The organism is Xanthomonas sp. WHRI 6108, from assembly GCF_040202385.2.
Classification (GTDB): Bacteria; Pseudomonadota; Gammaproteobacteria; order Xanthomonadales; family Xanthomonadaceae; genus Xanthomonas; species Xanthomonas arboricola.
Genome location: NZ_CP168198.1, coordinates 3,455,587 through 3,475,891, shown reverse-complemented (window position 1 = coordinate 3,475,891; position 20,305 = coordinate 3,455,587). Strand labels below are relative to the sequence as shown.

The 20,305-nt window shown below is 66.2% G+C and carries 11 protein-coding genes; 4 read left to right on the top strand and 7 right to left on the bottom strand.

Annotated elements, in window-relative coordinates; all coding sequences use genetic code 11:
* Positions 1-274 precede the first annotated feature (274 nt).
* The gene (locus ABQ039_RS14635; protein WP_166770498.1) at positions 275-1,468 is read left to right on the top strand and encodes a cytochrome P450; all 1,194 of its coding nucleotides are present in this window, start codon (positions 275-277) and stop codon (positions 1,466-1,468) included.
* A 201-nt stretch (positions 1,469-1,669) separates the two neighbouring features.
* Here the strand turns inward: ABQ039_RS14635 and ABQ039_RS14630 are convergent, their stop codons facing one another.
* From ABQ039_RS14630 to ABQ039_RS14615, 4 genes are all read right to left on the bottom strand, one after another.
* On the bottom strand, positions 1,670-4,069 hold the full coding sequence (locus tag ABQ039_RS14630) for a TonB-dependent siderophore receptor (RefSeq protein ID WP_065049427.1): 2,400 nt from the start codon (positions 4,067-4,069) through the stop codon (positions 1,670-1,672).
* A gap of 312 nt (positions 4,070-4,381) precedes the next feature.
* Positions 4,382-6,769 (bottom strand): TonB-dependent siderophore receptor, encoded by a 2,388-nt coding sequence (locus tag ABQ039_RS14625; RefSeq protein ID WP_024940250.1) that lies wholly within the window; start codon positions 6,767-6,769, stop codon positions 4,382-4,384.
* A gap of 274 nt (positions 6,770-7,043) precedes the next feature.
* Positions 7,044-7,469 carry a VOC family protein gene (locus ABQ039_RS14620; protein ID WP_065032687.1) on the bottom strand — a complete coding sequence of 142 codons (426 nt, stop codon included), beginning with the start codon at positions 7,467-7,469 and terminating at the stop codon, positions 7,044-7,046.
* A 239-nt stretch (positions 7,470-7,708) separates the two neighbouring features.
* Positions 7,709-10,093, bottom strand: coding sequence for a TonB-dependent siderophore receptor (locus ABQ039_RS14615; protein WP_039525915.1), 2,385 nt, complete (start codon positions 10,091-10,093; stop codon positions 7,709-7,711).
* 177 nt (positions 10,094-10,270) lie between these two features.
* Here ABQ039_RS14615 and ABQ039_RS14610 point away from each other — a divergent pair, with 177 nt between their 5' ends.
* Complete coding sequence (locus ABQ039_RS14610; RefSeq protein WP_184608760.1) at positions 10,271-12,187, top strand: ABC-F family ATP-binding cassette domain-containing protein; 1,917 nt, start codon at positions 10,271-10,273, stop codon at positions 12,185-12,187.
* 50 nt (positions 12,188-12,237) lie between these two features.
* Positions 12,238-12,738 carry a YcxB family protein gene (locus ABQ039_RS14605; protein ID WP_046343867.1) on the top strand — a complete coding sequence of 167 codons (501 nt, stop codon included), beginning with the start codon at positions 12,238-12,240 and terminating at the stop codon, positions 12,736-12,738.
* Positions 12,739-12,756: 18 nt separating this feature from the next.
* On the opposite strand, the gene ampR is transcribed toward ABQ039_RS14605, so the two are convergent.
* On the bottom strand, positions 12,757-13,632 hold the full coding sequence (gene ampR, locus ABQ039_RS14600; protein WP_102251473.1) for a LysR family transcriptional regulator AmpR: 876 nt from the start codon (positions 13,630-13,632) through the stop codon (positions 12,757-12,759).
* A gap of 100 nt (positions 13,633-13,732) precedes the next feature.
* Between ampR and bla the strand changes: the two genes are divergently transcribed.
* On the top strand, positions 13,733-14,626 hold the full coding sequence (gene bla, locus ABQ039_RS14595; RefSeq protein WP_184608762.1) for a class A beta-lactamase: 894 nt from the start codon (positions 13,733-13,735) through the stop codon (positions 14,624-14,626).
* A 139-nt stretch (positions 14,627-14,765) separates the two neighbouring features.
* Here bla and ABQ039_RS14590 read toward each other — a convergent pair whose 3' ends face one another.
* The gene (locus tag ABQ039_RS14590) at positions 14,766-16,916 is read right to left on the bottom strand and encodes a phosphocholine-specific phospholipase C (RefSeq protein ID WP_184608765.1); all 2,151 of its coding nucleotides are present in this window, start codon (positions 16,914-16,916) and stop codon (positions 14,766-14,768) included.
* Positions 16,917-17,142: 226 nt separating this feature from the next.
* The gene (locus ABQ039_RS14585; RefSeq protein WP_184518181.1) at positions 17,143-19,554 is read right to left on the bottom strand and encodes a TonB-dependent receptor; all 2,412 of its coding nucleotides are present in this window, start codon (positions 19,552-19,554) and stop codon (positions 17,143-17,145) included.
* Positions 19,555-20,305: the final 751 nt, after the last annotated feature.

Sequence of the window (20,305 nt, the reverse complement as noted above, 5' to 3'; positions counted from 1 at the left end):
TTAACGCGATGCGACACGCCGCGCATGCACGCAGGCCGATCCATGCGTCAGACGCCGCGCGTAAACCGCTGTGGCCCGCACGTGCGCGTGCGAGTTGCGACGCAGGACGCAAGTCCGGCACGCCGATTCAACATTGACGACACCGCTTCGCCCCTGCGCAACGCCGCGGCGCAGCGCCGGCCGACAATCCGGGCTCCCAGTGGAGCGCCTGCGTCCTTCGGCAGGCCCACGCACGCATCGCCCCTGTTGCGGGTGACGCCACACGAGCCAGGCCATGCATCTCAGCGATTTGGCAACACCCCAGTTCCGGCACGATCCCTATCCGACCTATGCACGCCTGCGCGAGGAAGGCGCGTTGGTGCAGGTGGCAGATGGGCGGCTGATGTCTGGCCGCTACGCCGTGGTCGATCGCCTGCTTAGCGATCGCCGGGTCGGCCGCGACTATCTGCAAAGCATTCGTCTGCGTTACGGCGAGGCGGCGGTGCACCTGCCGCTGTTTCAGGGCATGAGCCGCATGTTCCTGCTGCTCAACCCGCCGCTGCACACCCAGCTGCGCGGACTGATGACACAGGCCTTTGGTGCGCGGCAGATGGAGTCCATGCGTGAAGTGGCCAGCGATACCGCCGCCGGGTTGATCGACGCTTTCCAGGCCAACGGCCACTGCGATCTGCTGACCGAGTTCGCGTTCCCGCTGCCGATCGCCATCATCTGCCGGATGCTGGATATCGATGCGGCCGATGTCACCGCGTTGAGTCACGCGACCAGCGCACTGGCAAAAGTCTTCGATCCGATGATGACGGCGGAAGAACTGCAGGCGACCAGCGTTGCGTACGACCAGCTGGCAACATATTTCCACGGCGTGATCGCGCAACGTCGCAGCGCTGGCGGCGATGATCTGATCGCGCGTTTCATCCAGGCCGAGGACAACGGCCGCCGCATGAGCGACGAGGAGATCGTCTCCAACGTGATCCTGCTGTTCTTTGCCGGCCACGAGACCACTTCCAACATGATCTGCAATGCGCTGGTCGCGCTGCATCGGCATCCGCAGCAATTGCGCCTGCTGCAGGAAACCCCGGGCCTGCTGCCCAATGCAGTGCTTGAATGCATGCGCTACGACAGCTCGGTGCAGATCGCCACGCGCACGGCGTTGCAGGATTTTGAGATCGAGGGCGTGGCGGTTCCCCAGGGCGCCATGCTGTATCTGATGCTGGGCGCGGCCAATCACGACACGCTGCAGTTCACCGACCCGCAGCTGCTGGATATCCGCCGCCAGCAGGGCCGCGCACTGTCGTTCGGTGGCGGCATCCACCACTGCCTGGGCAACCGGCTGGCGCTGATCGAAATGGAAGCCGCGCTGGCCTGCCTGCTGGCGCGTCTGCCGGCGCTTCGGCTGGAGCAGCTGGACACGCTGAGCTGGAACGATCGCGCCAACCTGCGTGGTGTGGACGCGCTGCTCGCCTCCTGGTGAGCTGCGGCCAGGCGACGCAGTGCCGGGCCGGGCCAGGCCGGCACGCAGTGTTGCGGCAGTCCTAGCGCTGGCAATCACCGCGGCAGGTGACGCACGGCCGCAGCTGGCGAATCGAAGCCCACAACGACAAACACCGCCGATCACTCGGCGGTGTTTACGTTAACGCAGGCGCGGATCGTCAGGTCCGCTCGAACCCGCCGGTCAGAACCGGTAGGTGACCCGCCCGTACCAGTAGCGGCCGTTGAAGCCGAACGGCGACAGCGACGAATACTGCAGGCCGCCGGCGCGGTCGTCGTAGGCGGTGGTCAGCTGCGCCTTGGTCGGATACTGATTGGTAAGGTTGTCCGCGCCCACGGTGAAGGTGAACGCGTTCCAGGTCTGGCTGGCGGCCAGGTTCAACAACCAGCGCGCGTCGTAGGTCTGGTCCTGGCTGCCATCGGCCGGGTCGCTGATACGCTTGATCGATCCATAGCGGGTGGCGTTGAAGTTCAGCGCAAAGCCGCCCAGCGTCCAGTCCGCCGCCGCCATGTACTTGGTGCGCGGGGTGGCGTCGGTGAGCAGGCCCTGGCTGGCGCGCCCGAAGTTGGGGTTGGACAGTTCCAGGATCGTGGTCTTGTTGTAGTTGGCGCTGGCACTGAGATTGAGCTTGCCGTAGCTGCCCAGGTCGGCGAGATAGCTGTTGATCCAGTCCACGCCACGGGTGCGGCTGGTGGCGCCGTTGACGAAGAACTGCACCGCGGCCACCTGGCCGATCGGCTGCGCCAGCTGCAGTTGGTCCGAATACAGGATCTGGTCCCAGATGCGGATCTGGTAGACGTCCAGGCTGGAAGTGAAGCTGGCGGTCGGCTGCCACACAGCGCCCAGGCCGTAGTTGGTGGATTTCTCCGGGCTCAGCGGGCCGGCGCCAAGCGCCACCGCGACCGGGTCGGAGGTGCGGTAGGTACCGACCTGCACCAGCTCGCCGTTCTGGATCAGCGTCACCACCGAGGCGTAGTTCTGCTGGGCCAGCGACGGTGCGCGGAAGCCGTTGGAGATGGTGCCGCGCAGCGAGAAGGTGTCGCTGAAGGCGTAGCGCGCCGACAGCTTGCCCGAACGCGTGGAGCCGGCATCGCTGTAGTTTTCGTAGCGCCCGGCGATGCCGCCGGACAGCTTGTCGGTGATGTCCGCTTCCAGGTTGGCGTAGACCGCATTGCTGTGGCGTCCGAACTTGCCGGCCACCGTCGGCTCCAGGCCGGAGAACACCTGTGCGCCGCCCGGATACGGCGCGCCGTCGTCGGGATTGATGGTATTGGGGTCGAAGAAGTACGACTCCGGCGAGCCGGCGGTGATCTGGTAGCGGTCCTGGCGATGCTCGGCACCGAAGGCCACATTGACCGGATACGCCAGGCCCCAGTCGAAGGACTTGTTAACGTCCAGGTTGATCGTGCCCTGTTCGGTTTCGAAGCCACCGGAATTGAAGTTGGTCGGCGAGCTGCCGGTGGTGTAGTACAGGTTGGTGTTGATGCTGTTGAGGATGTTGAAGGTCATGTCGTTCTTGCCGTAGGTGGCCGACACGTCCCAGTTCCATTCGCTCTCGGTGCTGCCCTTCAAACCCAGCACCGCCGAGCGGTCGTTGGTGGGGTTGTAGATCTGCGGCAGGAAGCCGTTCGGGTAGATCGCCTGCACGTTGCGCGCGGTGTTGTCGGCGGCGCGGTAATAGCCGTTGGAGGTGACCTCGCGACGGCTCATGCTGAGATGGCCGTACAGTTCCAGGTTGGGCGAGAACGCGTAGCCGAATGCAGCCAGACCCTGATAGAACGTGGAGGCCGGGTCGCCGTGGCGCTGGTAGGGCACACCGCCCGGATTGGGCGTGCCCGGCACGGTGGTGGCGCGGTTGGTGTTCTCGCCGCGGTTGGTGCTCATGGTGTTCTGGTAGTTCCACGACAACCGCACCCAGCCCGGTGCGGTGTCGCCGCCGCTGCCGCCGAACGGCAGGCCGACCGAGCCGTCGATGCCGTTCTGTTCGCCATCGCCCTTGTCCATGATGCCGCCATTGACCGACACGCTGTTGCTGCCGGCATCGGCGCCATGCTTGAGCACGATATTGACCACGCCGGCAATCGCATCGGAGCCGTACTGGGCCGAGGCGCCGTCGCGCAGCACTTCGATGCGCGCGATGGCCGACATCGGCAGCGAGTTCAGGTCGGCCGGCGCCGAGCCGCGGCCGACGTACGGGTTGTAGTTGATCAGCGAGGAGGTGTGATAGCGCTTGCCGTCCACCAGCACCAGCACCGCATCCGGCGACAGGCCGCGCAGCGTGGCCGGGCGCGCGGCATCGTTGCCGTCGGAGATCGCCGGGCGCGGGAAATTCAGCGACGGCAGCAGCTTGCCCAGCGCGGTGGCGATGTCGGTCGCGCCGGTGGCCTGCAGCGACTGCTCGGTGATGATGTCGATCGGCGATTCGGATTCGGCCACCGTGCGGTCGCTGACGCGGGTACCGGTGACGATCAGGGTGTCCAGGGTCTTCTGCGGCTGGGCAGGCTGCGATTGCGCACTGGCAGCGAACGTACAGACGGTGAGTGCGACCGAGATCGCAAGCGAGAGTGCGTTGGAGGTGTGCATGGGAATGGAGACTCAAAGGGGATGGTGGACGCAGCGATGCGCTGCGCGTATTGCCGGGGGAAGACGACGGCGGACTGCGTGATCCGTGTTACCTGCGCGCAGCGCGTGTGCGCTGGCAAGGCGACGTGCACAGCAAGACAGCAGACTGCGACGCAGCGTCTGCTGCGTGGCGCATCCTTGCGAAAGAGGGGGGAACTCACCCTTTCGCGACAATCGGAAAGGGCGAGCGATGCTGCGGACGTGCTGCCTCGTCTCAGCGAGGTGGGACGAGGCGATCGACATGCCGGTCGCTGCCGACCGGCACGCGGCGATTTACCACTTGTAGCTCACGTTGGCATACACCAGCGCACCGTTGAAACCGAACGGCGAGGCGCTGCTGTAGGGCAGGTAGGTGCGCGTGCCCAGGCCGGCTTCCTGGCGGTCGGGATACTCGTTGAGCACGTTGTCGCCGCCGATGGTGAAGTTCCAGTCGTTCAACTTGTAGGACGCGGCCAGGTCCAGCGTCCACTTGGCCGCATAGGTCTGGTCGCTGCCGGCGTTGGTGCCGAAGGTGCTGAACTCGCCCCAGCGTGTGGCGGTGCCGGTGAACGACCAGTTGCCCGGCGACCAGGTGCCGCCCAGGAAGAACTTGTCGCGCGGCGTGCCTTCGGTGATGCGACCGAGTTCGGCGCGGCCGATGCGCACCGCACCCGGATCGATCGCTTCCAGCGCTGCCGGGTTGTCGGCGACCCGTTCCACTTCGGTCTTGTTGTAGTTGTAGCCGGAGGTCAGCTCCGCGCTGCCGCCGTCCAGGTTCCAGCGATAGGTGCCGACCGCATCCACGCCCTGGGTCTTGGTGTCCACCGCGTTGGTGAAGTAGCGCCCGCCACCGATGCCCGGGAAGCCATTGGCCTGCAGGTAATTGCGCGCTGCATTGGAGGTGAGGTTTTCCGACAGCACGATGCGGTCATCGATATCGATGCGGTAGGCATCGACCGTGATGTACAGGTTTTCGATCGGCTGCAGCACCACGCCAAGACCGTAGTTCTTGGATTCCTCGGCCTTCAACGGCTCGGCGCCGAGTGCGATCGCGGCCGGGTTGTCGGTACGGAAGGTGCCGATCTCGAACGGGATCGCGGTGACCGTGCCGTTGGGCTGGGCCACGTTGAGGAACTGCGTGGCGATCGACTGGAAGTTCTGCTGCTGCAACGACGGCGCACGGAACCCGGTGGAGGCGGTGGCGCGGACGGCCACCTTGTCGGTGAACGCGTAACGCAACGACAGCTTGCCGGTGGCGGTATCGCCGAAATCGCTGTACTTCTCGTAGCGCCCGGCCAGGCCGGCCGAAAGCTTTTCGGTCAGATCCGCTTCCAGGTCGACGTACGCCGAATGGCTGTTGCGGTTGTAGTAGCCGGCGTCGGAGAGTTTGAAGCCGGGAAACACCTGTGCGCCCGGGATCAGTGTGCCTGCCGCAGAGGGAATGCCGCCATTGGCCGAGGACGCCGCATCGCCGGGCGACTGGTTGAACTTCTCACCGCGCCATTCCGCACCGAAGGCCAGCGTGACCGGATACGCCAGGCCCCAGTCGAGCGTCTTGGTGAAGTCGGCATTGAGCACGTTCTGGGTCACTTCCAGCGTACCGGCATGGAAGTCGGTCGGGCTGGCCAGGCCCAGGCTGTTGTTCAAGCTGTTGCGCACATCGAAGGTGAGATTGTTCTGGCCGTAGTTGTAGCTCAGGTCGATGTTCAAGCCGCCTTCGGTGGAGGTCTTCAAACCGCCCACCCAGGACACGTCCTTGCTGACGTTGTAGATCTGCGGCAGGAAGCCGTCCGGATAGATTTCCGGGCGGTTGCGGTTGTCGCCGGCAAAGCGGAAGTAGCCGTTGGACAGTACTTCGCGGCGGCTGACCATGCCGAACGAGTAGAAGGTCAGGTAGTCGGTGGGGCTGTATTCGCCGTTGAAGGAGATCGCGCCCTGGTCGATGTCCGGATCGCCGTAACGCTGCTCCACGCGGCCCTGGAATGGCAGTGCGCGGTTGGTCTGGTCCGAATGCCCGGCCTGCGCGGCCAGATGCACCTTGCCGGTTCCGGCAAAGCTGAAACCGGCATCGCCGGACAGCTGATACTGCTCGCCATCGCCGGCGCTGTACTTGCCGTAGCGGCCATTGACGCTGCCGCCTTCGCCGCTGCCTTTGAGCACGATGTTGATCACGCCGGCAATCGCATCCGAACCGTATTGCGCCGATGCGCCGTCACGCAGCACTTCGATGCGCTCCACTGCGGCGATCGGAATGGTGTTGAGATCGGCCGGCGACGAACCACGGCCCTGGGTGTCGTTGAGATTGATCAACGCGGTGCTGTGATAGCGCTTGCCGTTGACCAGCACCAGTACCTGGTCGGGCGACAGGCCGCGCAGCTGCGCCGGGCGCACTGCGTCCGAGCCGTCGGAGATGGCCGGGCGCGGGAAATTCAACGAGGGGATCGCGCGTGACAGCGCGGTAGCCAGCTCGGTGGTGCCGGTCGATTCCAGTGCCTGTGGCGAGATGATGTCGATCGGCGATGCCGATTCGGCCACGGTGCGATCGGCCACGCGCGTGCCGGTCACGATCAAGGTATCGAGCGTTTTCTGGGTGGGAGCCTGTGACTGCGCGGACGCGTTTGAAGCGGAAAACGACAGTGCAAGAACAACGGCAACTGCGAGTGGACTGGTCTTGCAATTCATGCGGTGACAACTCCGAGTGGGGAACGGATGCATCGCAGGGGGCCCCCTCCCGGGCCGCGTCCGTTGCGGCAGCTGCGGTGCGTTCCCAACCATTAACCACGTGTAACCGCATGTCAAATTTTGGTTACGTTGCGCAAGTAACTGTCATGTATGACGTGCTACTGCCATCGTTGTCATCGTGCACCAAAGTGATGCGTGGTTTGCACCAGACCTGCGGTATCAGCCGCTTGCCTGCACCATCATGGACATCGATACGAGATATGAAACTTCTGCATCAGAACGTGATCTGCACCGCATCGGCACTGCGTTGCGCAGGACCATGGAACACCGCTTCGATGTTGTTGCCATCCGGGTCGAGCACGAACGCAGCGTAGTAGCTGGGGTGATACGGGCGCACGCCCGGCGCGCCGTTGTCGCGGCCGCCGTTAGCGAGGGCGGTCTGATGGAATGCATGCACCATGGCCACGTCGTGCGCCTGGAAGGCCAGATGGTGGCGGCCGGTGAGTTGGCCTTGCGCCATCGTGTCGCGATCGGACACGAACAGCTCGTCGGCCCAGAAGAATCCCTCGCCTTCGCCACCGATCGGAATGCCCAGCACATCGAGCACCGCCTGGTAGAAACGTCGGCTCGCCGCCAGGTCGTGGACGACCAGATGCAGGTGATCGATCAGGCGGCCACGTGAGAGCTGCGCTGCGTCCATGGTGGGTGCTCCGGCAGGGTGGAAGCGGTGTTGATACCACCGCGGCCGCCGGCAGCTCTTCACGGCGCATCGATGCCCGCGCCTGGATGGCTGCATCAAAACGCCGCACGGACAACGGGCAAAAACGCACACGCCCCGGGCAAGCCGGGGCGTGTGGTCAGGCGTCAGGATGCGGTCGTGCCGCGCGCGTCAGCAACCGACACGTGGCAACACCGCAGCAGTGTGGATCGCTGTCTTGATTACCAGCGATAGTTGATGCGGCCGTACACGTAGGCACCGTTGAAGCCGAACGGCGACAGATTGCTGTACGGGAACTGCCCGCTGGTGGAGTTGGCGAAGTTGTTCTCGTCCGGGTACTCGTCCAGCAGATTGTCCGCACCCAGGGTCAGCGTCCAGCGATCGATCTTGTAGCTGGCCGAGGCATCCACCACCCACTTGGCCCCGAAGGTCTGGTCGTTGATCGCCGCGGCCGGACGCGTGCTGTACTTGCCATAGCGCGTGGCACCCAATGCCAGCGTCCAGTGCTCCAGGTTCCAGCTACCGTTGACCAGGAACTTGTCGCGCGGGAAGCCTTCCTCGATGCGACCGCGTTCGGTGCGGTCGATGCGCTCCAGGCTCAGCCCGTTGGCCGACAACGCAGCCGGATTGGCGGCGACGCTGCGCACTTCGGTTTCCGAATAGTTGTAGCCGGCGGTCAGGTCCACGCTGCTGGCGGCGAGCTGCCAGCGGTAGCTGCCGACCACGTCCACGCCGCGCGTGCGCGTGTCCACCGCATTGGTGAAGTAGCGTCCGCCGTTGATGCCGAAGATGCCCTGCGCTTCGAGCAGGTTACGCACGCCGGTGCCGGTGAGGTTGGACGACAGCACGATGCGGTCGTCCACATCGATCTGGTACGCATCCACGGTGAGGTAGAGCGCATCGGTCGGCTGCAGCACCAGGCCCAGGCTGTAGGACAGCGAGGTCTCGGCATCCAGCGGCTCTGCACCCAGCGCGCGCGCCACGTTGCTGTCGGCCGGGAAGGTGCGGATCTCGAACGGGTTCGGATTGCCGGCCAGGAAGGTGGTGCTGGTGGACTGGAAATACTGCTGCGCCAGCGATGGCGCGCGGAAGCCCGACGCCACCGTGCCGCGCAGCGCGATCTTGTCGGTGAACGCATAGCGCCCGGACAACTTGCCCGATGCCTGGCTGCCGAAGTCGTTGAAGTCTTCGTAGCGCCCGGCCAGGCCGGCGGAGAACTTGTCGGTGAAATCGGCTTCCAGGTCCGCATACAGCGCGTAGCTGTCACGCGAGTATCGCCCGGACACGCTGGGCGCGAATCCGCCAAAGCCCTGCGCGCCACCGGCCAGTGTGCCGGCCTGGAAATACGAGCCCACTTCGCCCGGCGACTGGTTCCACTTCTCGTTGCGGTATTCGGCACCGAAGGCCACCGTCACCGGATATGCCAGGCCCCAGTCGAAGCCGCGCTTGACGTCCAGGTTGACGATGTTCTGCGTGGTCTCCAGCGCGCCATCGTAGAAGGAGGTCGGCGAGCTCGGCCCCAGGCTGACGTTGAGGGTGTTGCGGGTGTGGAAATCGATCTTGTTGTAGCCGTAGTTGTAGCTGGCATCCCAGTCCCAGCCACTGGCGGTGGAACCGCGCACGCCGGCCACCAGCGAGCGGTCCTTGGCGTAGGTCTGGATTTCCGGCAGGAAGCCCTGCGGATACACCGACAGGATGTTCTGGCTGCTGCCCGGCGCGCGGAAGAACGCGAACGAGGTGATGTCGCGGTTGCTGGCGGTGGCGAAGGCGTAGCCGGTGATGCTGTCGCTGAAGGCGAACTCGGTATTGGCCGACACCGCCTGCGCGTTGACGTCCGGGTCGCCGATCTTGAACGCCTTCTGGCCCACGGCCGGCTGCGAGGCGCTGGGTGCGCCGGCATAGCCGCGCGCGCGGTCGGTGGGGTCCTGCTGGTTGAGCTGGGCGGCCACGTGCAGCCAGCCGCGCTCGTTGCCGTAGGCCACGCCGGTGTCGCCGGACAGCTCGTAGTTGCTGCCGTCGCCGGCCGAATACTGGCCGAAGCCGGCCTGCAGGCTGCCGCCCTTCTCCGCGCCCTTGAGCACGATGTTGACCACACCGGCGATGGCATCGGAGCCGTACTGCGCCGAGGCGCCGTCGCGCAGCACTTCCACGCGCGCGATCGCCGCCACCGGAATGGTGTTCAGGTCCACTGCCGCGGCGCCACGGCCGATGGTGCCGTTGAGGTTGAGCAGCGAGGAGGTGTGGCGGCGCTTGCCGTTGACCAGCACCAGCACCTGGTCCGGCGACAGGCCGCGCAGCTGCGCGGGACGGATCGCGCTGGTGCCGTCGCTCAGGGCCGGGCGCGGGAAGTTCAGCGACGGCAGCGCGCGGGCCAACGCGGTGGCCAGCTCCGAGGTGCCGGTGGCCTGCAGCGACTCGGCGCTGATGATGTCGATCGGCGACTGCGACTCGGCCACGGTACGGTCGGAGACGCGGGTGCCGGTGACGATGACGGTATCGAGCGTATTGGCGGGCGCGCTGGCCGGGGTGGCGGTCTGGGCGAAGGCGGGGGAGGCGAGCAGCGCCGCAACGACGGCGGTTGCGAGCGTGGACAACGGGTAATTCATGACAACTCCGAACGGGGGTCCAGGCAGGACCAGCAAGGCTGGGCGGGGTCTGGTCGCGGCGATGCGAAGGGAACGACGGCCAGCCCGAAGGCGCTAATTATTCGTTAACGCTAGAATGGCGTCGCAGGAGTGCTGCTCATCTGCTCATTCCTTTTCGTTCTATCGGACTGTCCATCAATGATTTCCCTGCGCAACTTCTCCATGCGACGCGGCGAGCGTCTGCTGTTGTCCAACGTCGACCTGACCATGCATGCCGGCTACCGCGTTGGTGTGGTGGGCCGCAATGGCACCGGCAAGTCGAGCCTGTTCGCCGCGGTCAAGGGCGAACTGGAAGCGGACAAGGGCGATGTCGACCTGCCCGGCAAGGTGCGCACCGCCAGCGTCTCGCAGGAAACCCCGTCGCTGCCCGATCCGGCGCTGTCGTTCGTGCTCGGCGGCGACATCGAGGTCTCGGCGATCCTGCAGGAAGAGGCCGCAGCCACTGCGCGCGAGGACTGGGAAGCGGTCGCCAATGCGCACCAGAAGATGGCCGAGCTCGGCGCCTACGACGCCGAGGCGCGTGCCGGCAAGTTGCTGCACGGCCTGGGCTTCCCGGCCGACACCCATCACCGCGCGGTGTCCTCGTTCTCCGGCGGCTGGCGGGTGCGCCTGAACCTGGCGCGCGCGCTGATGATGCCCAGCGACCTGCTGCTGCTGGACGAACCGACCAACCACCTGGACATGGATGCGGTGCTGTGGCTGGAGCAATGGCTGCTCAAGTACCCGGGCACCTTGCTGCTGATTTCGCATGACCGCGAGTTCCTCGACAACGTGGCCACGCATACGCTGCATCTGCACGGCGGCACCGCCAAGCTGTACGTCGGCGGCTATACCGATTTCGAGCGCCAGCGCATCGAGCACCTGCGTCAGCAGCAGATCGCCCACGACAAGGAACAGGCCGAGCGTGCGCATCTGCAGAGCTTCATCGACCGCTTCAAGGCGCAGGCCAGCAAGGCCACCCAGGCACAGAGCCGCATGAAGCGCCTGGCCAAGATGGCCGGCACCGAGGCGGTACGCGCCGAGCGCGAATTCCGCATCCAGTTCGCCCAGCCCAATCGGTTGCCGTTTTCGTTGATCCGGCTGAATCACGCTGCGTGCGGGTATGCGGCTGCGCCGCGGGAATCGGGAATCGGGAATGGGGAATCGCAAAAGCTGGGGTCCAGCGATGCGATTACCGTGTTGCACGATGTCGGATTCGGATTGGAGGCGGGTGACCGGATCGGGTTGCTGGGGCCGAATGGTGCGGGTAAGTCAACGCTGGTCAAGACGCTGGTGGGCGAGCTGCAGCCGCTGTCGGGCGAGCGCAGTGCGCATCCGGATCTGCGGATCGGCTACTTCGCCCAGCACACGGTGGAATCGCTGCACGAGGGCCAGTCGCCGATGGATCACTTCCGCGAGCTGTCGCCGGATGGCGCCAATCAGGCGTTCCGCGATTTCCTGGGGAAATGGAACTTCGCCGGCGACCGCGCCTTCGAAGTGGTGGACGGGTTTTCCGGCGGCGAGCGCGCGCGTCTGGCGCTGGCGCTCATCGCCTGGCAGCAGCCGAACGTGCTGCTGCTGGACGAACCGACCAACCATCTGGACCTGGAGATGCGCGAGGCCCTGGCCGAAGCGCTGAGCGACTTCGAGGGCGCCATCGTGATGGTCTCGCATGACCGCCATCTGATCGGCCTGGTCTGCGACAGTTTCTGGCGCGTGGCCGATGGCGTGGTCGAGCCGTTCGCTGGCGATCTGGACGAATACGCCGCCTGGCTGCGCAGCCGCCCGGCCGCGCAGGGCACCAAGCAGAAGATGGCCGAAGTGGCGCCGACTCCGCCGCCGCCGACCAAGCCGCTGCCGCCGAAAAAGGCCGTCAACCCGCACAAGCTGGCCAGCGCGGAAAAGCGCGTCGGCGAACTGGAAGCGGCGCTGGCGGCACTGGACCGCGAACTGGCCAACCCCGGCAACTATGCCGACACCGACAAAATGGCGGTGCTGGGCCGCGACCGCGAGGCGACGGCGCAGCAGCTGGCCACAGCCGAAGCGGCGTGGATGGAGTTGATCGAAGGCGCGTAACGCGCAGGCGTTACGATGCGCGTGGGGCCAAGCACAGGGAGGTAGGCAACATGATCAGCGCCACCATCAGTCTGGAAGACCATCTGGCCGCGCAGCGCCTGCATGCGCGACAGACGGCCAAGCTGTTGATCGTGATCCTGGTGGTCCTGCTGTTGATCGGGGCGGGGTTGCTGCAACTGATCGGGGCCGGCGAAATCATCGGCCCGATGCTGATCGGTGCCGGAGGCGGCGGCTTGATCGGCCTGGTGGTGTTGCACGTCTGGGGCTTGCCGCGGAAGATCAAACGCCTGCACGCGCAGCAGGCCGCGCTGCGGCATACCTACACCTTTGCGTGGGACGAGACCGGGCTGGAGATCACCTGGGCAGACGGGCGACTGCGCCGGCCCTGGTCCGATTACATCCGCTACCGCGAGAACGAGCGGGTGCTGCTGCTGTATCACAACGACCGCTTGTTCGAGCTGTTCGCCCCGCACTGGTTCGCCGACAGGGCGCACTACGAGGCGTTTCGCCGCGTGGCGGTGCAGGGGATCGCGGCATCCGCGCGCCGCTGAGCGCAGCGGCGGGCTCGCTCAACCGGAGCGCTGTTGCTCCGTTGTCAGCCAGTCGCGCAATCGTGCATCGGCATCGCCTTCCGGGCGCGAGCGCAGCCGGGTGAGCCAATAGCGTCCGGCGTCGATCTGGATCGGGAACGGGCAGACCAGGCGCCCGGCATCCAGATCCTGGCGAAACATCGGCAACGGCAACAATGCCACGCCGGCACCGGCGGCCGCCGCGCTGGCCAGCGTCAACGACGAATCGAACATCGCCCCGCGTGCGGCGACTTCGGCCACGCCCGCCGCGCGAAACCACTGCGGCCATTCGTCCAGACGGTACGAGCGCAATAACGGCAGTTGGGCCAGATCGGCCGGTGTGCGCAGGCCCCGCGCCATGCTGGGCGCGCACACCGGCGCAAACGGCGCCTCCATCAGCGCATGGGCGATCTGGCCCTGCCAGTCGCCGTCGCCAAAACGGATCGCCAGATCCAGCCCTTCGCCAGCCAGATCGACCCGGTTGTTGTGGGTGGAAAGGCGCAATTCGATATCCGGATGCGCGGCATGAAACGCTGGCAATCGCGGCAGCAGCCAGCCGGTGGCGAAGGTGCCGACCACGCCGACGCTGAGCACCTCGCGATAGCGCCCGTCGGCAAAGCGCTCCAGGGTCGCCGCAATGCGGTCGAAGGCCTCGCCGAGCACCGGTGCCAGCGCCGCGCCCTCGTCGGTGAGCGCCACGCCGCGTGGCAGGCGGTGGAACAGGCTGCTGCCCAGTTGCTGTTCCAGCGCCTTGATCTGGTGGCTGAGCGCGGCCTGGCTGACGCACAGCTCGCTCGCGGCGCGGGTCAGGTTCTGGTGGCGCGCGGCGGCCTCGAAGGCGCGCAGGGCATTGAGCGGAAGACGGGGCCGGGGCATGCACAGAGATTAGTTCAATTCATGCCAGGGATTGAAACATCGCAATAGTCCGGTGGCTGGCATGCGCCGATACTGCGGGCTCTCACCGGGAGGCTGCTGCATGTTGAACCGTCGACAATTCCTGTACGCAACCGGCGCGGGCGTGCTGCTTGCGGCCTCCAGACCTGCAGGGGCACTCACCCCGGCGATGACGGCGGACGATGTGCTGCGGGCGCAGTGGGCGGAGATCGAACGCCGCACCGGCGGCCGCCTGGGCATCAGCCTGCTCGACAGCGCCACCGGCAGGCGCCTCGGCCAGCGCGAGGACGAGCGCTTTCCGATGTGCAGCACCTTCAAATTTGTATTGGCTGCGGCAGTCTTGCAGCGGGTGGACCAGGGCAAGCTGACGCTGGTGCAACGGGTCAAGATCCGTGCCTCCGACATGCTCGAGCATGCCCCGGTCACCGAGCGCCATGTCGGCGGGGCGCTGAGCGTGGCCGAGCTCTGCCGGGCCACGATGATCTACAGCGACAATCCGGCCGCCAACCTGCTGTTTCCGCTGGTCGGCAACCCGGCCGGACTGACCGCCTTCCTGCGCGGCATCGGCGATGCGCACACCCGCAGCGATCGCCGCGAGCCGGAGATGAACCGGTTTGCCCCGGGCGACCTGCGCGACACCACCACGCCAGCGGCAATGGCCGCCACCTTGCGCACCCTGCTGCTCGGCAACGCGCTGCAACTGGCCTCGCGCAAGCAGCTGACCGACTGGATGATCGACAACCGCACCGGCGATACCTGCCTGCGCGCCGGCCTGCCGCGCGGCTGGAAGATCGGCGACAAGACCGGCAGCAACGGCAGCGACACCCGCAACGACATCGCCATCATCTGGCCACCGGCAGGCAAGGCGCCATTGCTGCTCACCGCGTACTTGAATGGCGCCAGCGTCGACAGCGATGCGCGCGACGCGGCGTTGAAGGCAGTGGCGGCCGCGGTGCGCGACAGCATGGTGGGGTGAGCGCAACGACCCGCTGCCTCCCGCGTTATGTCGCGTGTGAGTGGGAACGATTGGCATGCTGGATGCGGCCGACGCGCACTGAGCGGCACCGTGCGCAAGCATGCTGAGCACGCAGCAGCCTGCGTTCTCACTGCAAGGCTCAGCCGGGTGCGCCGATCGGCAAAGGCAGGTCTTGCTGCAGCCGCGCCGGCCCGCCCATGGCCGGGTCGCTGACGCTGTCTGCGCCGGTTTCGATACGCCCGGCCAAGCGCTGGGCTGCGCCGTCGTGGTGCACCCACAGGTCGTACCAGCCGCCAGTTGCCGCCGCTTTCCAACGGCGCCGCTCGGTGGTGCCGGGTGCAACGCTCAGGCGCTCGTGCGGCTGCGCGGCTGAATATGCGGCCGGTTGCAGCTCCACCTGCACGACAGTGCTGCCGGCATTGCGCAGCGATAACGACACGGCCGCGGGATCGTTTGCATCCTGGGTGATCTCGGTCACCAGCAACGGTGCACTCAGATCGCCACGGTAGTGACGATGGAATCCGTTGGGGCCGAGCAACCACAGATCGTAACGGCCATCGTCGGTGGTCCACGTGGCATCCACTGCTGCGCCGCTCCCTACGGTGTAACGGCGCGGAATCGCCGCAAGATCAAAGCGGTCGTAGACATGCAGGACCACCGCAGCACCCGCGTTGGACATGCGCAGCCTCACCTGGCCACGCTCGGGCAACGCGGCCAGTTCCACGCTTTGGCGATACGGTAGCGCCCGCGAACGGCGTGTACCGAAGGGCTGCTGCGGCGGTTGCAACGCGGCAGGCAAGGGCGGCAGTGCGTGTTCGCGCAGGGCTGCCGCGCGCGCTGCGGTTGCGCTGACATCGGGCAGCGCCGCGGCGAACGGGCGCGCATCGGCCGTGCGGAAATCGAACGCATTGACCAGGTCGCCACAGACTGCGCGCCGCCACGGTGTGATCTCCGGTGCGGGCACGCCGAAGCGGCGTTCCAGCAGCCGCAATACCGATGTGTGGTCGTACACCTGCGAGTCCACCCAGCCGCCGCGGCTCCACGGCGAGATCACGTACAGCGGCACGCGCGGACCCAGGCCATAGGGGCGGCCGCGCAGCTCGGGCAGATCCACTTTCTGTTCGCCCGGTGCCGGGTGGCGGTGGTAATCGTCGTCGGTGGCGATGCTGGATGCGCCGGCAAGGCCGCCGGCCGCGCGTGGGTCCGGCGACGGCGGCGCCGGCGGCGGCATGTGATCGAAAAAGCCGTCGTTCTCGTCGAACATCAGCAGCAGTGCGGTGCGGCTCCATACCTGCGGGTCGGCGGTGAGCGCATCCAGCACGCGTGCAGTGTAGGCTGCGCCTTGCGCTGGGCTGGAGGGATCAGGGTGTTCGCTGCCGGCCGCATCGGCAATGATGAAACTCACCGATGGCAGTTGCCCGCCCAGCACATCGGCGCGCAGCTGCTCGACACCGCGCGTGCTCACGCCACGCGCGCGCAGTTGCGCATCGTGCCCGGGCGCGGCAGTGAAGGCCTGCCGGAATGGCGCAAAGCCCGCCAGCGGGTTGTCGGTGAAGTTGTCGCGCATGTCCTGATAAATCTGCCAGGACACGCCGGCGTTCTGTAGCTGCTCGACGTAGGTCGTCCAGCGGTAGGAGTCGGGGAAACCGCCCAGCTCCGCAAAGTTGTCGTGCGAGTTGCCGATCACCGGGCCACCGGCACGCGCCTGCGGGTCGTTGCCGCCGCTCCACAGGAACACGCGATTGGAATTGGTGCCGGTCTGGATCGAGGCGTGGTACGCATCGCAGATGGTGAAGGCGTCGGCGAGCGCGTACTGGAACGGAATATCCGCGCGCCGGTAATAGCCCAGCGCATGGTTGTGCTTGGCGGCGGCCCAGTGGCCGAGCCGGCCGTGATCCCAGGCGCGTTGCGCATCCACCCAGCTATGCGGCGTGCCTTGCACGCGCATGAAGCCGAATTGCGCTGCCGTATCCAGCGCGAACGGCGTCAGCCATTGGCGGCCGTCCTCGCTGGGCTGCAGCCACACCGTGCGCGCGGGCGCGCCCGGTAGCGGCGGTGCGGGAATCGGAAAACGATCGCCGAACCCGCGCACGCCGGGCAGGCTGCCGAAGTAATGATCGAAGGCGCGGTTTTCCTGCATCAGGATCACCACATGCTGCAGATCCTCCAGCGTGCCGGTGCGGCGGTCCGGCGCGATGGCGGCGGCCCGCGCGATGCTGGGGGGCAGCAGCGCGGCGGCGGCACTGGCAAGCCCGGTCTGCAGAACGCGGCGGCGGGGAAGGTCGATCATCGTGTCACCTGGTTGGCGCTCCCATCCTGTCTGCGTTGGAGCGGGCTGAGCGTAACCGACGCGTCAGCGGCTTTATTGTCTTGCGCTTGCAACACCGCCGATCCTCTCCGTTTGCACCTGTGTGGCAGGCGATGCAGGGGGCGGATCGGGTGGCGTGTCTTCAGCCCGATCCGCTCCAGTACATCGCAAAGCCTATCCCGCGCAGGTCGGCAATGCGCCGCCGACGTTAGAGATCCAGCGTCAACGTCAGCCCGACCGTGCGTGGCGCGGCGATAAAGGCACTGTCGCTGCCGTCCACGCCTTCCAGGTAGCGTTTGTCGGTGAGGTTGCTGACGTTGAGCGCCAGCTGCAGGCCCTTGAGCTGCGACGACAGCTGCGACAGCTCCACCCCGAGGTTGGCATCGAAGGTGGTCACGCCATCGAGTGCGGCGCGGTTGGAGGCATCCAGGTAGCGCTTGCCCAGATAGCGCCCGGACACACCGAAGCGCCACGCCTGGCCGCGCCAGTCCGCCGACATCACCAGGGTGTTGCGCGGTTGGCCGATCACCTGCGCGCCCGGGGTGATCTCCAGCGCGGTATCGCGTGCGGCGTCGCCGCTGCCCAGGTAATCGGCCTTGTTGTAGGTGTAGGCACCGTTGATGCGCCAGCCGTTGTCCCAGCCATAGCCCAGTGCCGCTTCCACGCCGCGCGCATGCACGCCGCCGAAGTTCTCGTACACGCCGTCGGTTTCGCCCAGGTAGTCGATGCCGGTGACGAAGTTGGCCGGCACATAGACGATGCGGTTGTCGAAGCGGATGTCGTACAGGGTCACGCTGCCGGTCAACGGCCAGCGGCTGATGCGCAGGCCGAGTTCGACGTTGTCGGCGGTCTCCGGTTGCACGCGGCTCAGTGCGACCGGGTCGGTCTCGCCGAGCACGCCGGACGGAATCGCAGCGAAGTTCTGCGAGTAACCTGCAAAGGCTTCCAGGCCCTGCACCGGTGTGGTCCAGGTCAGGCCGGCCGACAGCAGCGGGTCCGAATGCGAATCCGATTCCACATGCTGCGCATCGCCGATGCGGCGGTCGCGGGTCTGGTCGACGAAGAACTGCTTGACGCCTACGCGCCAGGCGAAGGCGCCGTAGCGCATCACGTCCTCGACGTAATACATCTGCTCGTCGGTCTGGTAGTTGTCCTTGAACTGCACCCAGTACGGCTGATGATCGAAGCTGATGTTGGTGCCGACGTTGAGCAGGCGATGCCAGTCGCGGGTGACACTGCGGTCGTAGCGCTCCAGCCAGGCGCCGGCGCGCACGGTGTTGTCGATGGCGCCGAGATCGGCGCGCCATTCCACATCGGCCATCGCGCCAGCGCGGTGGTTGTCGTAGTGGCTGTGCCGATACGACTGCACCGGCACCGAGCCGGCCGGATAGCACGCCGGGTTGGATTCGGCCGGCACCGCATCGCTGCCGGCGCAGCCGGCCAGCATGGTCGCGGCCGCGCCGCCGGGCGTGAGGTAATACAGCTTGCCCAGGTCGCTGCCGGCGTACACGGTGTTGCCGCCGCGCGCTTCGGATTCCGGCGCGCCGGCGCCATCGTTGGTGACATCGACCAGATACGGCGGAATCCAGTCGCCGCGGCCCTGCATGCGATGCGCATAGCCGGTCAGCGTGGTCTTGAAGCCGTTGCCGCCATCGAAGGCGCCACGCAGGTAGCCAAAGGTGTTCTTGCGCAGCGCACGCGAGCCGGAGCGGTAGTTCTGGTCCAGGTACGGAATGCCGGTGAGCGTGCCGGTCAACAGATCGTGCTCGGGGTCGCGCGCGAACTGCTCGGGTGTCACGCTGGTGTATTCGGATTCGTCGGCATCGTCGTAGGAGGCGTAGCCGCTGAGCGTCCACTTGTCCAGGATGCTGACGAACTTGCCGGCCAGGTGATCGCGACTGGTGTGGCCGCTGCCGTCGATCCAATCGTCGTTGCGTGCCGACGAGCCGCTGACCCAGGCGCGTGTGTTGCCGCCGAGCAGGCCGGTGTCGTAGCGCGCGTAATACTTGCGCGCCTGGTTGTCGCCGATGCCGCCGATCACGCGCACGCGCTGCTCTTCCAGCGGCTCGCCGGTGAGATAGTTCAAGGTGCCGCCCAGCGCTTCGTTGGAGCGCGAGGCGATGTCAGCGGTGCCCTGGCTGACTTCCACCGTTTCCAGGTCCGGCATGTCGATGAAACGGTTGGCCTTGGAGCCGCCGCCATACGCCGAACCGCCATTGGGCACGCCATCGATGGTGGTGCCGATCTGCTGGGTATCGCGGTTGCTGACAAAGCCGCGCATGCTGATCTGGGTGCCCCAATCCGACGAGCCGAAGGCATCGGCCTCGGTGACCACCACGCCGGGCAGTTCGTTGAGCGCATCGTTGACGCTGCCGAGCACGAACTGGCGGTCCAGCATTTCCTTGCTGACGTTGGTCTTGGAATACGTCATCGCCTGGCCGACCACCTGCACCTGGTCCAGCGTGGACACCTGTTCGCCAGCGCTACCCGGTTCGGCCGCAGCCGGGCCAGACGCTGCGCCATCGGGGACTTGTTGCGCATAAGCGGGCAGGGTGAGCGGAACCAGCAACAAGGCGAGCGTGGCCGGACGGCGCACGCGCGAGGAGGACGTCGAATCCATTGCAATCCAACAAGCGGGGAGGGTCCGCAAAGACTGCCGCGCTTGCATTGCGTGATGATGACCGCGCTAAAGGTGTGGCCGGGATCACCAGATGGACTTGGGAAGTCCTAACGTCGGGACGATGGCGATTCAGCGCTGTCTGGATGTTTCCGGGCCGCGCTGTTGCAAGACACCCGGAGTTTCGTGTCGCGGCGTTGTCTCCACTTCAAGACAAGCGGTTTCGAGTCGTCGCGTTGTTGTAGATGCACTCAAGTGCTCAGGTCAAGAGCCTGGTAAGTCGAGTGCGCGGTGCCCTCACCACTTGCGGGACACGCCGTGAATCCGTCCGTGGAGGCCCCTTGGCGGCATCCATGCCGCCGAGGGGCCCGCAACCGGTAAGGAACACCGCACCAGGAAGTTGGTTGGTAGTCGCTTGAAAAGTCGGTCGTCGCACGTGTGTCGGGCTTCGAGCGGCACACCAGTATCGAGCAACGCGCATCACGCACTGCTCTTAACCATGCACACCGACCAACTTGACTGGTCCTTGTCCGCTCACCGTCGCGGGACCTTACGCGGCATGGATGCCGCGTAAGAGCCTACAAGGACGTACTTGCGGCGTGTCCCGCGATGGTGGGCGGGCAAGGGCCTTGCAGCCAAGCGGCAGATAGACCGCTCGATAGCTGATCCATCCAAAAAGTCCTCCACCATCTGCTCTGCCTTGCGGCGTGTCCCGCGATGGTGGGCGAGCAAGGGCCTTGCAGCCAAGCAACAG